We start from the raw sequence: 20,304 nt of genomic DNA, 5'->3' as shown, positions 1-20,304 counted from the left end.
AAATCGGCGGGGTTTTTCTTCGAGCGATATCCCAATAAGATTTTAGGAGCGATCATGGCCAAGCCGTTCAAGACACTCGACGACATGGGAGACATCACCGGCAAGGTGGTGCTGGTGCGCGAGGATCTGAACGTGCCGATGCAGGATGGGTCGGTGACGGATGATACCCGCCTGCGCGCGGCTATGCCCACGGTGCTGGAATTGGCGGATCGCGGCGCGAAGGTGTTGATCCTCGCGCATTTCGGCCGTCCCAAAGGGCAGAAAAACCCGGAATTTTCATTGAGCAAGATCACCCGGCCACTAACGCAGGTGTTAGGACGCGAGGTTCAGTTCATTCCCGATTGCCAGGGCGAAGCTGCCGTGGACGGTATCAAGATGATGCGCAACGGGGATATCGCCATCCTGGAAAATACCCGTTTTTATGCCGGCGAAGAGAAGAATGACCCGGCGCTGGTCGATGCGATCGCCGCGATCGGCGACCTCTATGTCAACGATGCCTTCTCCGCAGCGCACCGCGCCCATGCATCAACCGAAGGGCTGGCGCGGAAAATGCCTGCCTTCGCCGGGCGATCGATGGAAAGGGAACTTGATGCATTGCAGGCCGCGCTGGGCGAGCCGGTAAAGCCGGTCGCTGCGGTGGTCGGCGGCGCCAAGGTTTCCACCAAGCTGGACGTGCTCAACAATCTGGTCGCCAAGGTAGACCATCTGATCATCGGTGGCGGCATGGCCAACACGTTCCTGTATGCCCGCGGCGTCGATATCGGCAAGTCGTTGTGCGAGAAGGAGTTGAGCGACACCGTCGATACGATTTTCGATCGGGCCGAGGCGGCCGGATGCACGATCCACCTGCCTTATGACGTTGTCGTCGCCAAGGAATTCGCCGCCCACCCGGCGTCATTGCGGACCTGCAACGTGCATGAGGTCGCCGAGGATGAGATGATCCTCGACGTCGGCCCTGCGGCGGTCGAGGCGCTGGGCGATGCGCTGAAAAATTGCCGTACGCTGGTATGGAACGGGCCTTTGGGCGCCTTTGAGATCGCCCCCTTCGACGCTGCGACGGTGGCGCTGGCCAAGACTGCCGCTGCGCTGACGAAGGAAGGTCAGTTAACATCCGTAGCAGGTGGCGGTGACACCGTTGCAGCGCTCAACCATGCCGGAGTGGCGGCTGATTTCAGTTTCGTGTCAACGGCGGGCGGCGCTTTCCTTGAATGGATGGAAGGCAAGGACTTGCCTGGCGTCAAGGCGCTGATGGGCTGATATTGAGAAGGCGTCAGCGCGGTGCGCTGGCGCCCCGGTCGAACAGCAGAAAACCAAGGGTAGCGATGCCACCGATGGCTGCGCCTGCCAGGGCGCTGGCCGACCAGCCGCCTGCTTCATAGGTTGCCGATCCAATGACCGAACCAAGCGCGCCGACAACGAACATGACAGTCATATAGGCGGCATTGATCCGTCCGCGCGCTTCGGGATCAATGGAAAAGATCAGCTTCTGCCCAGTGATTTGGCTCAACTGGACGGCCGCGTCGATGAGCACCGCCATGATTGTGAAGCCGATGAGACTGCCAGCCGCGACGGTCCAGTCCGCCAGCAGAAAGCCAACGGACAAGCCGGCGAGGCCGACGAGCGATGTGGGGCGGGTCAGGCGGCGGTCCGCGAGCCAGCCGGCAACAGGCGCCACCAGCGCACCGCCTGCGCCGGCCAGTGCAAAGGCACCTATACCAGCATGGCCGAGGTGAAATTCCCGGATCAATGCCAGCGGCGCTGCGGTCCAGAAAAGATTGAAGGCGGCAAACATCATCGACTGGTAAAAGGCGCGCATCCGCACCACGCGATGCTGCCGCAGTTGGCTGAAGGTCGATGCCAGCGCCTGGCTATAGCGCATCGTGCCCCGTGGGTGTCTTTGCGGGCACAGGAGCAACAAGGCGACGCCGATCAAAGCCATTGCGATCGCGGACAGGATGAAGATCGACCGCCAGCCAAAAGATCCGGCGAGAAAATTGGCTACCGGGCGAGCCAGCATGATGCCAAAGAGCAGGCCGCTCATCACCGTGCCGACGACGCGGCCCTGCCGTTCGGGCGCAGCCAGATGCGAGGCGAGCGGGACCAGAACCTGCGCGCCGGTCGCGCCCACGCCGGTCAAGATTGACGCCACAAGGAAGCTGGTCGGTCCTTGCGAGGCTGCGACAGCGAGGCAGGCGATGACGGTGACAATGATTGAGCCAAGTACGATACGGCGGTTTTCGAAAAGGTCGGCGACAGGGACGATCAGGAAAAGGCCGAGGCCATATCCCAATTGAGTAAGCGTCGTGATCAACCCCGCCATAGCTGCGGACATGCCGATTTCCGGTCCGATGACGTCGATCAGCGTCTGGGCATAATAGAGATTGGCGACGATGACACCGCAGGCCAGCGCCATCAGGAGAATGGCGGGTCTGCGGAGGTTGGGATGGGCCAGAGCGGGATCGGTCGTCATCAAGGCCTAATAAGTTCTGAAGTGAAACTGTTCAAGGCTGGCACACTTCGAAATTGTGCGATGCAGCAATTTATGATGCTGGCCTTTCACGCAGCAGCGGCATCAGAACACGATTAAGATCATCGAGGTCTAAGGCGCCCGATTGGGCGTACCGAAGTACACCGGCGCGATCGATCACGAAACTAGTGGGGACCCCGGTCAGCGGTCCATAAGGTCCCTTGATCCGCCGGGCGGAAGGGATGTTCATGGCCGCGAACAGTTTATTCAAGCGGGCCAATGGAACGGACCCTTCCGTCGTAATCGCGAAGACATTGAGGCCATGGGGTCGCTGAATGGCGTAATAGGTGTCGAGCGTTGGCAATTCCTTGCGGCAGGGAACACACCATGTCGCCCAGAAATTGAGGACCACGACCTGCCCCTTAAGGTCGGAAAGCGACACTTTACGGCCATCGAGGAGCGTGAGTTCAAAATCGGGGGCGGCTATTCCGACGACTGGCCTGGTTTCGGCATGGGCCGATATTGTCAGACACATCAGCGCCGCTATGGTCGCGACGACGGCGCGCAGATTATGCATGAATGACGGTCCCCTTCGTGCCCCAATTCCGCGTTAGCAGGGGGCGACCGGGCCGCAAAGAGCGAAAGCGGCGAACATTCTTGCGGTGCGGCATGGCGCTCGCTAACAGCCCAACAGGCAGGACGGAGCATTCGTCCGTGCGGCCCGCGCGCCTTAAGCGGCGGATCGCCCGATTTCGCGCTACCGGAGGGGTGGCGCCATGAGAGAAGGTATGTGCAGATGCTGGATCAAGATATGAAGCAGAAGATCGCCGAAGGGAACGGTTTCATCGCCGCGCTCGATCAGAGCGGCGGTTCAACGCCCAAGGCGCTCAAGGGCTATGGGATCGAGGAGGGCGCCTGGTCGAATGATGAGGAGATGTTCGGCCTGATCCATGAAATGCGCAGCCGCATCATCACCGCGCCGGCCTTCAGTGGGGAGAAGGTGCTGGGCGCGATCCTGTTCGAGCGCACCATGGACGGCACAGTCGACGGCAAGCCGACGCCTGCGGCGCTGATCGAGCGCGGCGTGGTTCCCTTCATCAAGATCGACAAGGGCCTGGAAGACGAGGCCAATGGCGTCCAGATGATGAAGCCGATGCCAGAGCTGGATGCGTTGCTCGCGCGCGCCAAGGGGCTGGGCGTATTCGGCACCAAGGAGCGTTCAGTCATCAACCTCGCCAACCGCGAGGGCATCGCCGCTGTGGTCGCGCAGCAATTCGATATCGGCCGGCAGGTGCTGGCCGGCGGCCTGATGCCGATCATCGAGCCGGAAGTGAACATCAAATCGCCTGAGCGTGCCGAGGCCGATCAGATCCTGCTGGAGGAAATCCTCAAGAATTTGGATGCCTTGCCGGATGGCGAGCAGGTCATGCTCAAATTGTCGTTACCTGCGACGGCTGGTCTGTTCGATCCGCTGGTCGATCACCCCAAGGTTTTGCGCGTCGTTGCCCTGTCCGGCGGTTTCAGCCGCACTGAGGCATGTGCTGAACTGGCGAAGAACCGCGGCATCATCGCAAGCTTCAGCCGTGCGCTGCTGAACGACCTGCGTCATCAGATGAGCGACGCGGAATTCGACGCGGCGCTGGGAGAGGCGATCGACGAAATCCACACCGCGTCAACTGCCAAGCAGCCGGTCGCGGCATAAGCCGATGAAGGGCGGCGCCGGGGAGGGTATGGACCCCGCCGGCGCCGCCTTTTTCTATCATCGTGCCGTCGCGCCGATGCTCTGGGTCCTGTTGAGCCTCATGCTGATCGAAACCATGGTGGTGCACCTGCTGGTTGCGTTGTGGAATGCGTGGGCGGCACTCATTCTGTCCATTATGAGTTTGACCCTCGTCGGCTGGTTCATATTGTTTCTCCGCTCGCTTAAGCGTCATCCGGTGTGTGTCGATGCGCGCGGCCTGACCTGGCCCATAGGATCCATGCGGAGCCTGACGATTCCGTGGCGGCAGGTGGTCGGAGTGCGCGCAGAATGGACACTTGCAGAGCTTCGGGCAGCGGGATTGTTCAATGGGGGGCTGATCGCCCATCCCAATATCGTGGTGGAACTTGATCCGCCGGTTCAAACCAGACGACGATCGATCCGCTTTCTGGCGCATCGGCTGGACGAACCGTCCGATTTCGTCGCTGCATTTTCAGCCTGGAACGTATCGGCGTCGAGCAGTTTCTCGCCCCGGCTGGACATGAAGGACTGATGTCAGGAGGCCGAAAGCCGGCCATTTGAGACCCGTCAACGCGCGATCTCCAGCATCGGCAGGACCTTTTCCAGGGGCAGCGCCTGCGCGGTCCCGCGATGGCCTTCAACCATATGCGCTTTGAACAGGGCGTTCAGGACGGCTTCCTCGGTCGCTTCGATCGCCGCCTGAAAAATCGGTGATATGCGGTCGTTGGGCAGGTCTTGAACGCTGGCGGCGTCCGTGCGCCTATCGGCGGTTCGCCGCACGGCCTGTGCGGTGGAAAAGGCCAGCGCATAGTCCCCTGATCCGTTGGAGAAGCTGGACCCGGTTCGGGCAATTCCGGCAAAGGCGCGCTCGGCAACCCGGCGCAAATTGCGATCGGACAACGGCGCATCGGTGGCGATGATGATGACGACGGAGCCATCGGCTTTCCTGTCTTCCACCTGTTGCCGATAGTCGTAGCGGCCGAGTTTGACCCCCACTGGAACGCCGGTAATCGTGAGGACACCGCCATAATTGGCCTGAACGAGCACGCCGATGGTCCATTTTCCGAGCGAGGCCGGCAATTGGCGGGAGGCGGTGCCGATCCCGGCCTTGAACCCGAAGGCGACGGTGCCCGCGCCAGCACCCACGACGCCTTCCTCCACCTGGCCATCGGCTGCGCTCTCGATGGCACGACGCGCATCGGCAACGGTGACATGGCGGGCGCGAATGTCGTTGAGCAGGCCGTCATTGGTTTCGCCAACCACGGCATTGACGGAGCGGACTTCTTCATTGCCTGGCTGCGCCAGGGTCCATTCGACGGCAGCGGCACCGGCCTCGGCGACATTCAACGTGTTGGTCAGGAGGATCGGTGTTTCCACTTCACCCAGTTCCACAACCTGTGTTGACCCCATGAACTTGCCGAACGCATTATAGGCGACAAAGCCGGCCGGCACCTTGTCCTGAAAGAGGTTGCCGCCGTGCGGCAGAATTGCGGTAACGCCGGTATTCACGTCGCGACTGCGCGGCAATGTCACCTGGCCCACCTTTACGCCTTTGACATCGGTGATGGCGTTGAGCGGGCCGGGTTGGAGAATGCCGACGATCACGCCTGCCTCTCTGGCGCGTGGCCGCATCTCCGCTTGGGCGTGAATCGGTGCGGAAGACAGAAGCAGCAAAAGTGGCAGGGCGCAGCGCATTGAAAAAATCCCCCAAGAAATCCAGCTATGCTATCAGCGGGGCAAGGATCGATCCATAGCCGCCCTTGGCGCGGGCGGCGGAGCAGCTATAAGGCCGCCATGACCGATTTTACCGATGTGGAACTGGCGCTCGACCCGCAGTTCGCCGCCCAGTTCGAGCAAGGCTTTCGCCCAGCTTGCCAGCTTTATCTTATTTCTCCGCCGGCCATCGACGCGGCCTTTGTCGATCGGCTCGCTGCCGCTTTAGACGGGGGTAGGGTCGCCGCCTTCCAATTGCGGTTGAAAGGCATGGATGAGGATGAGATCGCGCGCGCGGCCGAGCCTTTGCAAAAGCTGTGCGCGGAACGCGACGTCGCCTTCATCATCAACGACAGCGTGGCGCTGGCGCAACGTCTGGGGGCCGATGGCGTGCATTTGGGGCAGGGCGATGGTGACCCCAAAGACGCGCGCAAGCTGCTTGGCCCTAAGGTGCAGATTGGGGTGACCTGCCATGACAGCCGGCACCTGGCCATGGAGGCCGGGGAGGCGGGCGCGGATTATGTCGCCTTTGGCGCCTTTTACCCGACCACGACGAAGGACACGGTGCATCGCCCGGAGCCTTCGATCCTGGGATGGTGGACGACATTGTTCGAACTGCCGTGCGTGGCGATCGGCGGGATCACCGCGGACAATGCGGCGCCCCTGGTTGCGGCGGGCGCGGATTTCCTGGCGGTGAGCGGCGCGGTGTGGAACCATCCGGCCGGACCGCGCGCTGGGGTCGCGGCGTTCGCGGACGTCCTGGCGAGCAACCCGCCGCCGCCGCGCGCCTGACGCAAGGAGGCATCATGACCCGGACCGGCATCGTCACGGGCGGCGCGCAAGGCATCGGCAAGGGAATCGTTCAGCATCTGATCGCCGAAGGATGGCGCGTTGCGGCGATCGACAAGGATGGCGAAGCGGTACGCGATCTCGCGGCCGAGATGCCCAATGATCGCCTGCTGTCGCTCGAGGCGGACGTCAGCAATGAGACGGCCGTCGCCAAGGCCTTTAAGGCGATCGGCGACTGGTTGAAGGGTGATACGCCAGCCGGCATCGACTTGCTCGTATCCAACGCCGGGCTGGCCGATCCGGTGAGCGGCCCGATCGAGGATCTGACGCTCAAGAACTGGCATTTGTGGCAGGACAGCCATGTGACGGGCGCGTTCCTGATGACGCGCGCAGCCATACCGCTGTTACGCCGACGCAAAGGGAGCATCGTGCTGATGGCATCTACGCGAGCGATCCAGTCGGAACCCCATTGCGAGGCTTATGCGGCGGCCAAGGGCGCGTTGCTGGCGCTCAATCATGCGCTCGCCATCAGTCTGGGACCGGATATTCGCTGCAACGCCATTCTGCCTGGTTGGATCGAGACGGGTCCGTGGGCGAAGGCGTCTAAGCGCGTTGCGGCAGAGCATCGCGACATCGACCGGGAGCAGCATCCAGTCGGGCGGGTCGGCGAGCCGGGCGATATTGCAGCGACTGTCGCATTTCTGGCTTCCCCGAGCGCTGCGTTCATCACCGGTCAGCAGATCGCAGTAGATGGCGGCATGACGCGCAAGATGATCTATGCGCACTAGCCGCGCGCATCCCTTTTACCGGTAAGACGTTGTTGCTCCACCGGAATGGAGAACATGTCTTGAGAAATCCCGTCTTGCTCGCCGCGTTTTTGTGCAGCGCCTGCAACGTGACCGTCACGGACGCCAATGAAAGCCGGCCGGCCCAGGAGGCAGGCCAGTCGGGCAATGATGCCGCCACCCAGGCGGCCGTGAAAAATGCGGCCTATGATTTTGAGATCGTTCAGGAGCAGAATCCCAAACAGCCCAACCGTATCCTGATGGCGCAGGTCGCGCTGGATCGCTGGGGATTTTCGCCCGGCGTGCTCGATGGCAAGGATGGCATGAGCTACAAGGCAGCGTTGCGCGGCTTTCAGGAAGCGCACGACCTGCCGGTGACCGGCCTGTTCGACCAACCCACATCCAATATGCTGCTTGAGGGCGAAGCGCGGCCCACCACCTATCTCGTCAAAATCCCCGAAGATTTTGCGCGTGGGCCGTTTTTTAACATTCCAAGAGGGTTGAACGAGCAGGCCAGCCTGCCGGCGCTGACCTATCGCAATCTGATGGAAAAGCTGGCGGAGCGTTTCCATACGACGCCCGACGCGCTGGTGGCGCTCAATTCGCCGACGACGCAGGTCGGCGCCGGTGCGACCATCCGCGTGCCCGCGATCGACAATCAGCCGGTTGCGCAGATCGAGGGTGATGAGCGTGGATGGGGGGAAACTTTGGCAAGCCTGGGTGTCGCCAAGGAGCAGCCGCAAGCCGACCATATCGTCGTAGACAAGTCAGAAGGGCTGCTGAAAGCCTATGATGCCGACAACCGCATGATCGCGCAGTTCCCGGTGACCACCGGATCGCAGCATGATCCTTTGCCGATCGGCGAATGGACGATCAAGGGCGTAAGCCGCAATCCGGAGTTTCATTATAACCCGGACCTGTTCTGGGACGCGTCGTCCAAGGACGAAAAAGCGGTATTGAAGCCGGGCCCCAATGGGCCGGTCGGCGTCGTGTGGATTGACCTGTCCAAGGATCATTATGGCATTCACGGCACGCCTGAACCTCAGACGATCGGGCGAACCGAGAGCCATGGCTGCATCCGCCTCACCAATTGGGATGCCGCGCGCCTGGCGCAGATGGTGAAGACGGGCGTCAAGGCGAAGTTCCAGGCGTGAACCGTCGGGCGTGGGGCGGTGGGGCTGCTGCGCTCCTGCTCTGTGCTGCGTTCGCGCATTTCTGCGTGGGCATCGTCCCCGCCGAAGCGCCATCACCTTTGCCGTCTCCCTCCGTACCCCGTTCTTCGCAAACAGCCGCGCGGGGCAAGCTGGTCATTCCGGTCGAGGGAGTGCCGCCATCTGCTTTGGCGGATACATTCACACAGACGCGCGCGGGCGGCGCACGTCCTCACGACGCCATCGATATCATGGCGGCGCGCGGACGGCCGGTTGTCGCTGCCGCCGATGGACGCGTGGAAAAGCTGTTCTGGAGCGGGGAGGGTGGACGCACTCTCTACCAGCGCTCGACCGACGGCAAACGCATATATTATTATGCCCATCTCGACAGCTATGCGCTCGGACTGGGTGAGGGGCAGGCGCTTCAGCGCGGTCAGCCGATCGGCACGGTCGGCAGTACCGGCAATGCTGACGAGTCTGCGCCGCACCTCCATTTCGCCATCCACCTGGTACGGCCGGACGAGCCCTGGTATGGCGGGCATCCGATCAATCCCTATCCGCTGCTCGTCGGAAGTTGAATATGTTTGATCCGGGCGACATGGCCAGTTGGCGAGCGCCTCTTGCCCTGCCGCCGATCAGCAGGTAAAGGCCCGCGCAGCCTCGCATGAGGCCGGCTCTTTACCCATCCAGACATATAGGCAGGCTCTTCCCATGAAGATCAGCGGCGTCGAGATTCGTCCCGGCAACAACATCGAATATGACGGCAGCCTGTGGCGCGCCGTGAAGATCCAGCACACCCAGCCTGGCAAGGGCGGGGCCTATATGCAGGTGGAACTCAAGAACCTGATCGACGGTCGCAAGAATAATGTGCGCTTCCGGTCTGCCGAGACGGTCGAGCGCATCCGGCTTGATACCAAGGATTTCCAGTATCTTTATGCGGAAGGCGACATGCTCGTCTTCATGGACACCGAAACCTATGAGCAGATCAACCTGCCGCAGGATCTGGTCGGTGATGCTTCGGCCTTCCTTCAGGACGGCATGATGGTCATGCTGGAAATGTATGACGAACGGCCGATCAGCGTGCAACTGCCCGAAACGGTTGAAGCGACCGTGGTGGAAGCGGACGCGGTGGTGAAGGGCCAGACGGCGTCGGCCAGCTACAAGCCTGCAATCCTCGACAATGGCGTGCGCGTCATGGTGCCGCCGCATATCGTCACCGGCACCCGCATCGTGGTCGATGTCTATGAACGCGAATATGTGAAGCGGGCCGAGTAATGGGCATGGGGCGCGGCATGATGCTGGCGGGCGCGCTGGCGGCGGGTCTGGTTCCAGCCGCGCTTCACGCGCAGGCTGGGCCGTCCAAGGCGCAGCTTGCCAATGCAGCGTTCGTGCTGCGCGTCATGAGCAGCGCGCTCCAGTCCGATGAGGTCGAACAGCCGGTGAAGAACAAGCTATTCGAATGCCTCTACAGCAATTCGGTGTCGCAGATCAGCGGCGCGGTGGACAAGGTGGTTGCCGCCAATCCCGGCAAGGTCGATCGCAAGGACGCGTCGCAGATGCTGGCGGTGATCGCCGGCGCCTGCGGCTATCGTCCCGCCGCCGCGCCCCAGGCTGCCCCCAAGAAATAACCCAGCGAGCCGCCGGTACGGGCGGCGGAGAAAGAATATGGTATCGCATTCCGGCCTTCTCACCGTCATGGAGCGCGCCGCGCGCAAGGCAGGCTCGAAATTGCGTCGCGACTTCGGCGAGGTCGAACATTTGCAGGTCAGCCGCAAGGGACCGGCCGATTTTGTGTCCAAGGCCGATGAGCAGGCGGAACGCACATTGGTCGAGGAATTGCAGAAGGCCCGGCCGGACTGGGGTTTCCTGCTGGAAGAAGGCGGTGAAATCGCCGGCGATCCGACCAAGCCCCGCTGGATCATCGACCCGCTCGACGGCACGACTAACTTCCTGCACGGCATTCCCCATTTTGCGATCTCAATCGCTGTCGAAGAACCGCTCTATGGCGGCAACAAGCGCGAAGTGACGACCGGGCTGATCTACCAGCCCGTCACGGATGAAAGCTATTGGGCGGAAAAAAGCCGCGGTGCCTGGCGTCACGACCAGCGGCTGCGCGTGTCGGCGCGACGCGACATGGCCGATTGCGTCATCGCAACCGGCATTCCGTTCATGGGGCATGGCGACATGGCCCAATGGTCGCGCATCTTCGGCGCAGTCGCGCCCTCGGTGGCGGGGCTTCGCCGCTTTGGCGCGGCGTCGCTTGACCTCGCCCATGTGGCATCCGGCCGCTATGACGGCTTTTGGGAGAGCGGCCTGCGGCCCTGGGACGTGGCGGCGGGCATGTTGCTGGTCCGCGAAGCGGGCGGCTTCGTCAGTGATTTTCGTGGCGGTGACCAGATGATGGACCGCCGGGAAGTGATCGCGGGCAATGACGCGATCCATTCCAAATTGCATAAATTGGTTGCTGGCGCGTTGCGATGACCGACAAGGGCCAAGCGCTTCAATGACTTGGCCTTTTTGCGATTCATTCTCATGCCCTTGGCCCCTTGCTTCGCATATGCAGCGGGCCTAAAGCGCGCCCACAACCTTTTCGCCCAGGGGACTCCGTTGGTCGATCTTGCCCAATATCTGCCGATCCTGATTTTTCTCGGGATTGCCTTGCTGCTTTCCGGCACCTTCGTTTTTCTGCCGATGCTGGTCGGCCGCCTTACTGGCGCGCATCAGCCAGACCCGGCAAAGCTCAGCGAATATGAATGCGGCTTCCCCGCGTTCGAAGAGCCGCGCAGCCAGTTTGACGTACGTTTCTATCTGGTCGCCATCCTCTTCATCATCTTCGATCTTGAAGCGGCGTTCCTGTTTCCCTGGGCCGTAAGCCTGGAGCAGATCGGCTGGGCCGGCTGGGCGACAATGATGATCTTCATAGCGGAGCTGGTGCTCGGCCTCGTCTATGCGTGGAAGAAGGGAGCACTCGATTGGGAGTAGAACTTGAGCGGCCCATCCCCGGCACCATGCCGCCGGTGGGCACCCAACCCGACCAGGACTTCTTCAACGCGCTGAATGGCGAAGTCAGCGACAAGGGCTTTCTTGTCACTTCCACCGAGGAGCTGTTCCAGTGGGCCCGCACGGGTTCGCTGTGGTGGATGACCTTTGGCCTGGCCTGCTGCGCGGTCGAGATGATCCACGTCAATATGCCGCGCTATGACATGGAGCGCTTTGGCGCTGCTCCGCGCGCGTCGCCGCGCCAGTCGGACGTGATGATCGTTGCGGGCACGCTCTGCAACAAGATGGCGCCGGCCCTGCGCAAGGTCTATGACCAGATGTCCAACCCGAAATATGTCATTTCGATGGGCAGCTGCGCCAATGGCGGCGGTTATTATCATTACAGCTATTCTGTGGTGCGCGGCTGCGATCGCATCGTGCCGGTCGACATCTATGTCCCCGGCTGCCCGCCGACTGCCGAGGCGCTTCTATATGGTGTGATGCAGTTGCAGCGGAAGATCCGCCGCATCGGGACGATCGAGCGTTAATATGGCCCATTCTGCACCCCGGATCGCGACCATCGACGGCATCGCGGATGAAATCGCCGCCCTGCTGGGTTCGATGCTGGTCGAAACCGTCGATCATGCCGATGAACTGAGCTTCACTGTCGTGCGCGCGGAATTGGCGAACGCCATGGTCACGCTGCGCGACATGGGGCATTATCAGCAGCTGATGGAGATTGCCGGGGTCGATTATCCCGACCGAGCCGAGCGCTTCGAGGTCTGCTATCATTTGCTGAGCGTGACACGGAATCATCGTATCCGCGTGAAGGTGAGCACCGACGAAAATATGCCGGTGCCGACCGTCACGCACATCTGGCCGGTCGCCGGCTGGCTGGAACGCGAAGTGTTCGACATGTACGGCGTGGTATTCGAAGGCAATACGGACCTGCGCCGTATCCTGACCGATTATGGGTTCAGGGGCCATCCGCAGCGCAAGGATTTTCCGCTGACCGGCTATGTCGAGTTGCGCTATTCCGAAGAAGATAAGCGGGTCGTGTACGAACCGGTGCGTCTGGCCCAGGATTTCCGCAGCTTCGACTTCATGAGCCCGTGGGAAGGTGCGCAATATGTGCTGCCGGGGGACGAAAAAGCCGGTCAGGCGCCAGACGCGCCCACGCCTGCTGCCGCGCCACCGCCGCCGCCTGCCGCGCCAAAGGGGGAAGCGAAGGGTGACACGCCCAAGACGACCGAGAGCAAGAGCGATACGGGGGCTGGCGAGCCGGCCAACGCCAAAGCGGCGGCCAAGTCAAAGGATGCACCGGTAAAGCCGGAGGAGCATACCGACGAAGGCGAAGGCGCTGCCAAGCCGGAGGACAAGGCGTAATGGCCGATTATCTGGACGAACTGGACCATCGCACCGACGCGGCCGATCCGGCCTATGGTGATACCGAAATCCAGAATTACACGATCAACTTCGGTCCACAGCATCCCGCTGCGCACGGCGTTCTACGCCTCGTCATGGAGCTGGAAGGCGAAATCGTCGAGCGTTGCGATCCGCATGTCGGCTTGCTGCACCGCGGCACCGAGAAGCTGATCGAATATAAGACCTATTTGCAGGCGCTGCCCTATTTCGACCGGCTCGACTATTGCTCGCCGCTCGGCATGGAGCATAGCTATGTGCTGGCGGTCGAAAAGCTGCTGAACCTGGAAGTGCCGCTGCGCGCGCAATATCTGCGCGTGTTCTTCGCGGAGCTGACGCGCATCTGCAATCATATGCTGAACCTCGGTAGCCATGTGATGGACGTGGGCGCGATGACGCCCAACCTGTGGCTGTTCGAAATCCGCGAGGATTGCCTGAACTTCTTCGAGCGTGCGTCGGGCGCGCGCATGCACTCGGCCTATTTCCGGCCGGGCGGCGTGCATCAGGATGTGCCGCTCAAGCTGCTGACCGACATCGCCGACTGGCTGGACACGCGATTGCCGCGCCTGTTCGAGGATGCGATGAGCCTGGTGGTCGACAACCGCATCTTCAAGCAGCGCAATGTCGACATCGCCGTCGTCTCGAAGGAAGACGCGCTGAAATGGGGCTTTTCCGGCCCGATGATCCGCGGCAGCGGCATTCCGTGGGACATCCGCAAGGCGCAGCCTTATGACGTCTATGACCGCATGGACTTCGACGTTCCGGTCGGCACCAATTTCGACTGCTATGACCGGTTCATGGTCCGCGTCGAGGAAGTGCGCCAGTCCGCGCGGATCATGAAGCAGTGCCTCAACGAGATGCCCGAAGGGCCGATCGCGAGTTTCGACCGCAAGGTGGTGCCGCCCAAGCGCGGCGAGATGAAGCGCTCGATGGAAGCGCTGATCCATCACTTCAAACTTTATACCGAGGGCTTCCACGTCCCGGCGGGCGAAGTCTATGTCGCGACGGAAAGCCCCAAAGGCGAATTCGGCGTCTATCTGGTCGCGGACGGCAGCAACAAGCCCTATCGCTGCAAGATCCGGCCGACCGCCTTCTCGCATCTGCAGGCGATGGACTTCATGATGAAGGGCCACATGCTCGCCGACACTACCGCTGTACTAGGCGCGATGGATATCGTGTTCGGAGAATGTGACCGCTAATGGCTGACGCACCCCATATCCCTGACGAAGCCGAGACCCGCGCGCGCTGGGGCGCGTTTGCGTGGACGGCAGAGAATGCCGCGCAGGCCGAGAAGGTCATCGCCCGCTATCCCGCCGGCCGCCAGCAGTCCGCCGTGATGCCGCTGCTCGATCTTGCCCAGCGGCAGGTCGGTGCGGAAACGCAGACGCAGGGCTGGCTGCCCGTGCCGGTGATGGAATATATCGCCCGCCAGCTCGATATGCCCTATATGCGCGTCTATGAGGTCGCGACCTTCTACACCATGTACAATCTGGCGCCGGTCGGCCGCTATCATGTGCAGGTGTGCGGCACGACGCCGTGCATGCTCCGCGGATCGGATGATGTCTTTTCGGCGTGCAAGAACAAGGGGCTGATTAAGGGTTCGACCACGCCCGACGGCCTGTTCACGCTGACTGAGGTCGAGTGCCTGGGCGCCTGCGCCAATGCGCCGATGGTCCAGATCAACGACGATAATTTCGAAGACCTGACCTATGACAGCATGAGCGCGATCCTGGACGACCTGGCCGCCGGCAAGCAGCCCAAAATCGGCCCGCAGATCGACCGACAGACCAGCTGTCCCGAAGGCGGGCCGACCAGCCTGCCGGAAATGGTCGAGGACAATCATGATTATCGCGGCCAGTGGGGAGCCACCGCCGCATGAGCGCGCTTGTCTCCATCATCCTGGCGATCATCGTCTTCATTATCGCGCTCAAGATATTGGGTGCGGTGCTGGGCCTCGTCCTTGGGCTGGCGGTGGCCGTGCTCGCCTATTTCGTTGCTGAAAAACTGATCGGAAAGGGCCGATAATGGCCGAAGACACCGCGCCCCCCGCGCCGCCGCCGTTCGTCGGTCCGCTGGCCGACAAGGATCGCATCTTCACCAACGTCTATGGCTTCCAGGATTGGGGCATCGACGCGGCTATGAAGCGCGGCGACTGGGACAATACCAAGGCCCTGCTGGAGATCGGCCAGGACGAAATCATCAACCGCATCAAGGCGTCCGGCCTACGCGGTCGCGGCGGTGCGGGCTTCCCGACCGGCATGAAGTGGAGTTTCATGCCCAAGGAAAGCAAGGACGGTCGGCCGAGCTTCCTGGTCATCAATGCCGATGAATCCGAACCGGGTTCATGCAAGGACCGCGAGATTATCCGCCACGATCCGCACAAGCTGATCGAAGGCGCGCTGATCGCCGGTTTCGCGATGCGGGCGCGCGCGGCGTACATCTATATCCGCGGCGAGTTCATCTATGAGGCGAAGGTCCTCTTCGCCGCCGTTGAGCAGGCCTATGCCAAGGGGTTCCTGGGCAAGAATGCCTGCGGATCAGGCTATGATTTCGACGTGTTCGTCCATCGCGGTGCGGGCGCCTATATTTGCGGCGAGGAAACCGCGCAGATTGAAAGCCTGGAAGGCAAGAAAGGCCAGCCGCGCCTGAAGCCGCCATTCCCGGCTGGCGCGGGCCTTTATGGTTGCCCGACGACGGTCAACAATGTGGAATCGATAGCGGTCGGCCCGACGATCCTGCGGCGCTCGCCCGAATGGTTCGCTTCCATCGGGCGGCCCAATAATCTGGGCACCAAGCTGTTCCAGATCAGCGGCCATGTGAACAAGCCCTGCGTGGTCGAGGAGGCCATGGGCATTCCGTTCCGCGAGCTGATCGATCGCCATTGCGGCGGCATTCGCGGCGGCTGGGACAATCTGCTGGCGGTGATCCCCGGCGGTTCGTCGGTGCCGCTGGTGCCGGCGAAGGAGATCATGGACGCGCCGATGGACTTTGACGGGCTGAAGGCGCTTGGTTCGGGCCTTGGCACTGCTGCGGTCATCGTTATGGACAAGTCCACCGACATCGTCCGCGCGATCAGCCGCCTGTCCTATTTCTACAAGCATGAAAGCTGCGGCCAGTGCACGCCCTGTCGCGAAGGCACCGGCTGGATGTGGCGCGTGATGGAGCGGCTGCGCACCGGTGACGCCGACCAGAGCGAGATCGACATGCTGTTCCAGGTGACCAAGCAGGTCGAAGGTCACACCATCTGCGCGCTGGGCGACGCGGCCGCCTGGCCGATCCAGGGCCTGATCCGGCACTTCCGCCCGGAAATCGAGCGTCGGATCGCCGAGCGCGGCGCTCCGGTCATGGAGGCCGCCGAGTGATCGATCAGCCTGTCAGCGGCTACAAGACGATACGGGTGTTCGGATGGGGCTTTGCCCTCATCTGGGCGGCCTTCTTCGTCACGCTGGTGTTTGCGCTGGCCGATGCGCCATCTCTCTATGGTGAGCCGATCGTCATTGCGACGCTGGTGGGCATGGCCATGGCGATATACGGGGCATATCTCACCGGCCTGGCGAAACGCGTTGGTGTTTACCTGTATGTAGCCGGTGCCGGCATTCAGGTCATCAAGGGCTTTTTCCTGCCCCAGACATGGGGTTTTATCTGGGGCTATGCCCTGTTTCTCGTCATGTTCGTCGCGGTCGTCGTGCCGAACTGGAATCTATTCCGGGGTCGTCCCAATGCCTAAAGTCAAAGTCGACGGCGTAGAACTCGAAGTGCCGGCAGGCGCCACTGTCCTGCAGGCGTGCGAATTGGCGGGGAAGGAAATTCCGCGCTTCTGCTATCATGAACGCTTGTCCATCGCCGGCAATTGCCGCATGTGCCTGGTCGAGGTGAAGCCCGGACCGCCCAAGCCACAGGCTTCGTGCGCGCTGCCTGCTGCCGACAATCAGGAAATCTTCACCCAGACTGAAATGGTGAAGAAGGCGCGCGAGGGGGTGATGGAGTTTCTGCTCATCAACCATCCGCTCGATTGCCCGATCTGCGACCAAGGCGGCGAATGCGATTTGCAGGACCAGTCGGTCGCCTATGGCCGGGGCGGCAGCCGCTATGACGAAAACAAGCGTGCCGTCACCGAAAAATATATGGGGCCGATCGTCAAGACGGTCATGACCCGGTGCATCCAATGCACCCGCTGCGTGCGCTTTGCCGAAGAAGTCGCGGGGGTGCCGGAAATCGGCGCCATTTATCGCGGCGAGAATATGCAGATTACCACCTATCTGGAGCATGCCGCCAAAAGCGAGCTTTCGGGTAACGTGGTTGATCTTTGCCCGGTCGGCGCGCTGACGTCCAAGCCTTATGCTTTCGAAGCGCGGCCCTGGGAGCTGAAGAAGACGCACGCGATCGACGTCATGGACGCGGTCGGGACAAACATCCGGCTCGACAGCCGCGGTCGTCAGGTTCTGCGCGCGGTGCCGCGCATCAATGACGACGTGAATGAGGAATGGGCATCCGACAAGACCCGGCACAATGTCGATGGGCTGGTGCGCAAGCGGCTCGACAAGCCGTTCGTCCGCAGGGATGGCAAGTTGGTCGCGGCTACCTGGGAAGAAGCGTTCAAGGCGATTGCGGCGGTGCAGCATGGCGGCAGCGTCGCAGCGATCGCCGGCGACCTGCTCGACTGCGAGACCATGTTTGCCGGCAAGCTGCTGGTGCAGAAGCTGGGCGGCACGATGCTGGAAGGGCGTCAGACCGGCCTTGCCTATGACGTGTCAAGCCTGTCGTCGGTGGTATTCAACACCCCGCTGGCCGATCTGGAAACTGCGGACGTCATCCTGCTGGTCGGCACCAATTTGCGCTGGGAAGCGCCTCTGGTGAACACGCGCATCCGCAAGGCGATCAAACGTGGCGCGACAATATTTGCCGTCGGCCCCGAGGTCGATCTGACCTACAAGGTCGAATGGCTGGGGAATGACGCCTCGCTCCTCGGTAAGCTGCCGGAAGCCGTGGTTGAAGCCTTTGCCAAGGCTGCGCGTCCGACGATGATCGTCGGTGGCGGGGTGCTGGCGAAGGACGGCGCGCATGGCGACACGCTGGCGCTGGTCGATACGCTGGGCCTGATCAAGGATGGCTGGAACGGCTATAACGTCCTGCACTTTGCGGCTTCACGCATGGGCGGGCTGATGCTGGGCTATGCCATGGACGGCGGCATCAAGGCGATGGCGCAAGCCGCGCCCAAGTTGCTTTTTTCGCTGGGCGCTGATGAGGTCGATTATGCGGCGTTCGATGGCAGCTTCAAAGTCTATATCGGCCATCATGGTGACAAGGGCGCGCATGCGGCGGACGTGATTCTGCCTGGTGCAAGCTATGCCGAAAAGGCTGGCACCTATGTCAATCTGGAAGGTCGGGTGCAGCGGGGTGAAAAGGCCGTGTTCGCACCGGGTGACGCGCGCGAAGACTGGTCGATCCTGCGCGCATTATCGGATGTAATGGGGGCGACGCTGCCCTTCGACAGCTTCGAACAATTGCGCGCGGAGATGGCCAAGGCCGTGCCGGCGCTGGGGCAGGAAGGGCTGGTCGATTTCGATTGGTCCGTTCCGAGCCTGCCCAGCGGGGCGACCGGGGAGTTGGGTTCGCCGATCAAGGATTTCTACCTCACCAACGCGATTTGCCGCGCCAGCCCGACGATGCAGCAATGCTCGGCCGAGCTGATCCATGGTGAAAGCTTCGCGGAGGCCGCAGAGTGACCGCCTTTTTCCAAAATATGGGCCTGCCGTTCGAAGGCGCGTGGCTGCTTGCCACCGTCATCGGCATATTGCTGATTGCATTGCCGGTTATGCTGGCGGTTGCGATGTTCATCTACGCCGATCGCAAAATCTGGGCTGCGATGGCGCTGCGGCGCGGGCCGAACGTGGTTGGCCCCTTCGGCGTGCTCCAGTCCTTTGCTGACGGGGCCAAGGTCTTCCTGCAGGAAACCATCATTCCGTCGGCGGCGAACAAGACCCTGTTCCTGATCGCGCCGATCATCACCTTCACGGTCGCGCTGATGGCCTGGGCGGTGGTGCCGTTCCAGGTCGGCGTGGTGCTGGCGGACATAAATGTCGGCCTGCTCTATGTCCTCGCCATCTCCTCGCTTGGGGTTTACGGCGTCGTGTTGTCGGGCTGGGCGTCCAACTCCAAATATCCCTTCTACTCGGCGATCCGCGCCAGCGCGCAGATGATCAGCTATGAAGTCTCGATCGGCTTTATCCTGATCTGCGTCGTGCTGTGGGCCGGCAGCTTCAATCTGACGGCGATCGTGGAAAGCCAGAAGGGCTATTATGGGTTTCTGAACGGCAACGGCTTCAACCCGCTGCTATTCCCCATGGCCATCATGTTCCTGATTTCCGCGATGGCGGAAACGGCGCGTGCGCCTTTCGACCTGACCGAAGCGGAAAGCGAGCTGGTCGCGGGCTATCAGACCGAATATTCGTCGATGGCGTTTGCGCTGTTCTGGCTGGGCGAATATGCCAACGTCATTCTGATGTGTGCGCTCAACGCGGTGCTGTTCTGGGGTGGCTATCTGCCGCCGTTCGATTGGGCGCCGCTTTATTATGTGCCCGGCATCCTCTGGCTGTTCGCCAAGATCCTCTTTTTCTTCTTCGTCTTCTCCTGGGTGAAGGCGACGGTGCCCCGCTACCGTTATGATCAGCTGATGCGGCTGGGCTGGAAAATCTTCCTGCCAACCTCGCTGCTGTTCGTGTTCCTGGTTTCGGGCTTTCTCATGCTGACGCGCTATGGAGGCGCACAATGAGCCTCGGTTACTACGTCAAGTCGTTTACCCTCTGGGAGTTCGTGAAGGCGCACGCCCTGACCTTGAAATATTTTTTCAAGCCAAAGGCGACGATCAACTATCCCTATGAGAAGAACCCGATTTCGCCGCGGTTCCGGGGCGAGCATGCGTTGCGTCGTTACCCCAACGGCGAAGAACGGTGCATCGCGTGCAAGCTGTGCGAAGCGGTCTGTCCGGCGCAGGCCATCACGATCGAGGCGCAGCCGCGCGACGATGGCAGCCGCCGCACGACACGGTATGACATCGACATGACCAAGTGCATCTATTGCGGCTTCTGTCAGGAAGCATGCCCGGTGGACGCAGTCGTGGAAGGTCCGAACTTCGAATTCGCGACCGAAACCCGCGAGGAGCTGATCTACGACAAGGCCAAGCTTCTTGAAAATGGTGACAAGTGGGAACGCGCGATCGCCGCGAACCTTGCCGCCGATGCACCCTATCGTTAAGCCGCGCGCCAAGGGGAATATGAT

General features: G+C 61.7%; 24 protein-coding genes. 21 read left to right on the top strand and 3 right to left on the bottom strand.

The genetic code is table 11. The features are described from left to right. The first annotated feature begins 54 nt into the window (after nt 1-54). Nucleotides 55-1,257: a phosphoglycerate kinase gene (locus tag SKA58_RS07265; protein ID WP_009821745.1), complete on the top strand. Its 1,203-nt coding sequence runs from the start codon at nt 55-57 to the stop codon at nt 1,255-1,257. Nucleotides 1,258-1,270: 13 nt separating this feature from the next. Here SKA58_RS07265 and SKA58_RS07260 read toward each other — a convergent pair whose 3' ends face one another. Then, nucleotides 1,271-2,470, bottom strand: a complete 1,200-nt coding sequence (locus tag SKA58_RS07260; RefSeq protein ID WP_037542250.1) for an MFS transporter — start codon at nt 2,468-2,470, stop codon at nt 1,271-1,273. A 70-nt stretch (nt 2,471-2,540) separates the two neighbouring features. Continuing rightward, entirely contained in the window at nt 2,541-3,044 is a 504-nt protein-coding gene (locus SKA58_RS07255) for a TlpA family protein disulfide reductase (protein WP_009821743.1), read from the bottom strand. A 219-nt stretch (nt 3,045-3,263) separates the two neighbouring features. On the opposite strand from SKA58_RS07255, the gene SKA58_RS07250 reads away from it, so the two are divergent. Together SKA58_RS07250 and SKA58_RS07245 are read left to right on the top strand one after the other, a co-directional pair. Beyond that, the gene (locus SKA58_RS07250) at nt 3,264-4,169 is read left to right on the top strand and encodes a fructose bisphosphate aldolase (protein ID WP_009821742.1); all 906 of its coding nucleotides are present in this window, start codon (nt 3,264-3,266) and stop codon (nt 4,167-4,169) included. Nucleotides 4,170-4,173: 4 nt separating this feature from the next. After that, the gene (locus tag SKA58_RS07245; RefSeq protein WP_009821741.1) at nt 4,174-4,719 is read left to right on the top strand and encodes a hypothetical protein; all 546 of its coding nucleotides are present in this window, start codon (nt 4,174-4,176) and stop codon (nt 4,717-4,719) included. Between the two features lie 35 nt (nt 4,720-4,754). On the opposite strand, the gene SKA58_RS07240 is transcribed toward SKA58_RS07245, so the two are convergent. Continuing rightward, complete coding sequence (locus SKA58_RS07240; protein WP_009821740.1) at nt 4,755-5,882, bottom strand: DmpA family aminopeptidase; 1,128 nt, start codon at nt 5,880-5,882, stop codon at nt 4,755-4,757. Between the two features lie 99 nt (nt 5,883-5,981). Between SKA58_RS07240 and thiE the strand changes: the two genes are divergently transcribed. The 18 genes from thiE to nuoI all read left to right on the top strand — a co-directional run bounded on the left by thiE (nt 5,982) and on the right by nuoI (nt 20,280). Beyond that, a complete protein-coding gene (gene thiE, locus SKA58_RS07235) occupies nt 5,982-6,692 on the top strand; it encodes a thiamine phosphate synthase (protein WP_037542713.1) in 711 nt (236 codons plus the stop codon). 14 nt (nt 6,693-6,706) lie between these two features. Continuing rightward, nucleotides 6,707-7,477: an SDR family NAD(P)-dependent oxidoreductase gene (locus SKA58_RS07230; protein WP_037542248.1), complete on the top strand. Its 771-nt coding sequence runs from the start codon at nt 6,707-6,709 to the stop codon at nt 7,475-7,477. 59 nt (nt 7,478-7,536) lie between these two features. Further along, nucleotides 7,537-8,628: a L,D-transpeptidase family protein gene (locus SKA58_RS07225; RefSeq protein ID WP_037542246.1), complete on the top strand. Its 1,092-nt coding sequence runs from the start codon at nt 7,537-7,539 to the stop codon at nt 8,626-8,628. Beyond that, nucleotides 8,625-9,203 (top strand): M23 family metallopeptidase, encoded by a 579-nt coding sequence (locus tag SKA58_RS07220; RefSeq protein WP_037542244.1) that lies wholly within the window; start codon nt 8,625-8,627, stop codon nt 9,201-9,203. Before SKA58_RS07225 ends, SKA58_RS07220 begins: the two co-directional genes overlap by 4 nt. A 133-nt stretch (nt 9,204-9,336) precedes the next feature. Further along, nucleotides 9,337-9,900, top strand: coding sequence for an elongation factor P (efp, locus tag SKA58_RS07215; protein WP_009821735.1), 564 nt, complete (start codon nt 9,337-9,339; stop codon nt 9,898-9,900). A gap of 17 nt (nt 9,901-9,917) precedes the next feature. Beyond that, a complete protein-coding gene (locus SKA58_RS07210) occupies nt 9,918-10,253 on the top strand; it encodes a hypothetical protein (RefSeq protein WP_228222590.1) in 336 nt (111 codons plus the stop codon). 37 nt (nt 10,254-10,290) lie between these two features. Next, nucleotides 10,291-11,106: an inositol monophosphatase family protein gene (locus SKA58_RS07205; protein WP_009821733.1), complete on the top strand. Its 816-nt coding sequence runs from the start codon at nt 10,291-10,293 to the stop codon at nt 11,104-11,106. Nucleotides 11,107-11,232: 126 nt separating this feature from the next. Then, on the top strand, nt 11,233-11,607 hold the full coding sequence (locus SKA58_RS07200; protein ID WP_009821732.1) for an NADH-quinone oxidoreductase subunit A: 375 nt from the start codon (nt 11,233-11,235) through the stop codon (nt 11,605-11,607). After that, nucleotides 11,598-12,152: a NuoB/complex I 20 kDa subunit family protein gene (locus SKA58_RS07195; protein ID WP_031297956.1), complete on the top strand. Its 555-nt coding sequence runs from the start codon at nt 11,598-11,600 to the stop codon at nt 12,150-12,152. Before SKA58_RS07200 ends, SKA58_RS07195 begins: the two co-directional genes overlap by 10 nt. Before the next feature lies 1 nt (nt 12,153). Beyond that, on the top strand, nt 12,154-12,990 hold the full coding sequence (locus SKA58_RS07190) for an NADH-quinone oxidoreductase subunit C (RefSeq protein ID WP_009821730.1): 837 nt from the start codon (nt 12,154-12,156) through the stop codon (nt 12,988-12,990). Further along, nucleotides 12,990-14,225: an NADH-quinone oxidoreductase subunit D gene (locus SKA58_RS07185; protein WP_009821729.1), complete on the top strand. Its 1,236-nt coding sequence runs from the start codon at nt 12,990-12,992 to the stop codon at nt 14,223-14,225. Before SKA58_RS07190 ends, SKA58_RS07185 begins: the two co-directional genes overlap by 1 nt. Beyond that, entirely contained in the window at nt 14,225-14,905 is a 681-nt protein-coding gene (nuoE, locus tag SKA58_RS07180; RefSeq protein WP_009821728.1) for an NADH-quinone oxidoreductase subunit NuoE, read from the top strand. Before SKA58_RS07185 ends, nuoE begins: the two co-directional genes overlap by 1 nt. After that, nucleotides 14,902-15,051 (top strand): hypothetical protein, encoded by a 150-nt coding sequence (locus SKA58_RS20030; protein WP_009821727.1) that lies wholly within the window; start codon nt 14,902-14,904, stop codon nt 15,049-15,051. The genes nuoE and SKA58_RS20030 overlap by 4 nt, the downstream gene beginning before the upstream one ends. Further along, nucleotides 15,051-16,388 (top strand): NADH-quinone oxidoreductase subunit NuoF, encoded by a 1,338-nt coding sequence (gene nuoF, locus SKA58_RS07175; RefSeq protein ID WP_009821726.1) that lies wholly within the window; start codon nt 15,051-15,053, stop codon nt 16,386-16,388. Before SKA58_RS20030 ends, nuoF begins: the two co-directional genes overlap by 1 nt. Next, entirely contained in the window at nt 16,385-16,753 is a 369-nt protein-coding gene (locus SKA58_RS07170; protein ID WP_009821725.1) for a hypothetical protein, read from the top strand. Before nuoF ends, SKA58_RS07170 begins: the two co-directional genes overlap by 4 nt. Continuing rightward, a complete protein-coding gene (gene nuoG, locus SKA58_RS07165; RefSeq protein WP_009821724.1) occupies nt 16,746-18,752 on the top strand; it encodes an NADH-quinone oxidoreductase subunit NuoG in 2,007 nt (668 codons plus the stop codon). The genes SKA58_RS07170 and nuoG overlap by 8 nt, the downstream gene beginning before the upstream one ends. Beyond that, nucleotides 18,749-19,798: an NADH-quinone oxidoreductase subunit NuoH gene (nuoH, locus tag SKA58_RS07160; protein ID WP_037542242.1), complete on the top strand. Its 1,050-nt coding sequence runs from the start codon at nt 18,749-18,751 to the stop codon at nt 19,796-19,798. Before nuoG ends, nuoH begins: the two co-directional genes overlap by 4 nt. Then, nucleotides 19,795-20,280, top strand: coding sequence for an NADH-quinone oxidoreductase subunit NuoI (gene nuoI / locus SKA58_RS07155; RefSeq protein ID WP_009821722.1), 486 nt, complete (start codon nt 19,795-19,797; stop codon nt 20,278-20,280). Before nuoH ends, nuoI begins: the two co-directional genes overlap by 4 nt. Nucleotides 20,281-20,304 lie beyond the last annotated feature (24 nt).

This window comes from Sphingomonas sp. SKA58, assembly GCF_000153545.1.
GTDB lineage: Bacteria > Pseudomonadota > Alphaproteobacteria > Sphingomonadales > Sphingomonadaceae > Sphingobium > Sphingobium soli.
Note: the sequence above shows the minus strand (reverse complement) of the source record. Positions and strands in the feature narration are given on the sequence as shown.

Coding starts and splice junctions, on each gene's coding strand:
- SKA58_RS07185 (WP_009821729.1), top strand. CDS start 12,990: ATGGCCGATTATCTGGACGAACTGGACCATCGCACCGACGCGGCCGAT.
- thiE (WP_037542713.1), top strand. CDS start 5,982: ATGACCGATTTTACCGATGTGGAACTGGCGCTCGACCCGCAGTTCGCC.
- SKA58_RS07260 (WP_037542250.1), bottom strand. CDS start 2,470: ATGACGACCGATCCCGCTCTGGCCCATCCCAACCTCCGCAGACCCGCC.
- efp (WP_009821735.1), top strand. CDS start 9,337: ATGAAGATCAGCGGCGTCGAGATTCGTCCCGGCAACAACATCGAATAT.
- nuoF (WP_009821726.1), top strand. CDS start 15,051: ATGGCCGAAGACACCGCGCCCCCCGCGCCGCCGCCGTTCGTCGGTCCG.
- SKA58_RS07265 (WP_009821745.1), top strand. CDS start 55: ATGGCCAAGCCGTTCAAGACACTCGACGACATGGGAGACATCACCGGC.
- SKA58_RS07255 (WP_009821743.1), bottom strand. CDS start 3,044: ATGCATAATCTGCGCGCCGTCGTCGCGACCATAGCGGCGCTGATGTGT.
- SKA58_RS07240 (WP_009821740.1), bottom strand. CDS start 5,882: ATGCGCTGCGCCCTGCCACTTTTGCTGCTTCTGTCTTCCGCACCGATT.
- SKA58_RS07250 (WP_009821742.1), top strand. CDS start 3,264: ATGCTGGATCAAGATATGAAGCAGAAGATCGCCGAAGGGAACGGTTTC.
- SKA58_RS07205 (WP_009821733.1), top strand. CDS start 10,291: ATGGTATCGCATTCCGGCCTTCTCACCGTCATGGAGCGCGCCGCGCGC.
- SKA58_RS07230 (WP_037542248.1), top strand. CDS start 6,707: ATGACCCGGACCGGCATCGTCACGGGCGGCGCGCAAGGCATCGGCAAG.
- nuoG (WP_009821724.1), top strand. CDS start 16,746: ATGCCTAAAGTCAAAGTCGACGGCGTAGAACTCGAAGTGCCGGCAGGC.
- SKA58_RS07210 (WP_228222590.1), top strand. CDS start 9,918: ATGATGCTGGCGGGCGCGCTGGCGGCGGGTCTGGTTCCAGCCGCGCTT.
- SKA58_RS07190 (WP_009821730.1), top strand. CDS start 12,154: ATGGCCCATTCTGCACCCCGGATCGCGACCATCGACGGCATCGCGGAT.
- SKA58_RS20030 (WP_009821727.1), top strand. CDS start 14,902: ATGAGCGCGCTTGTCTCCATCATCCTGGCGATCATCGTCTTCATTATC.
- nuoE (WP_009821728.1), top strand. CDS start 14,225: ATGGCTGACGCACCCCATATCCCTGACGAAGCCGAGACCCGCGCGCGC.
- nuoI (WP_009821722.1), top strand. CDS start 19,795: ATGAGCCTCGGTTACTACGTCAAGTCGTTTACCCTCTGGGAGTTCGTG.
- SKA58_RS07245 (WP_009821741.1), top strand. CDS start 4,174: ATGAAGGGCGGCGCCGGGGAGGGTATGGACCCCGCCGGCGCCGCCTTT.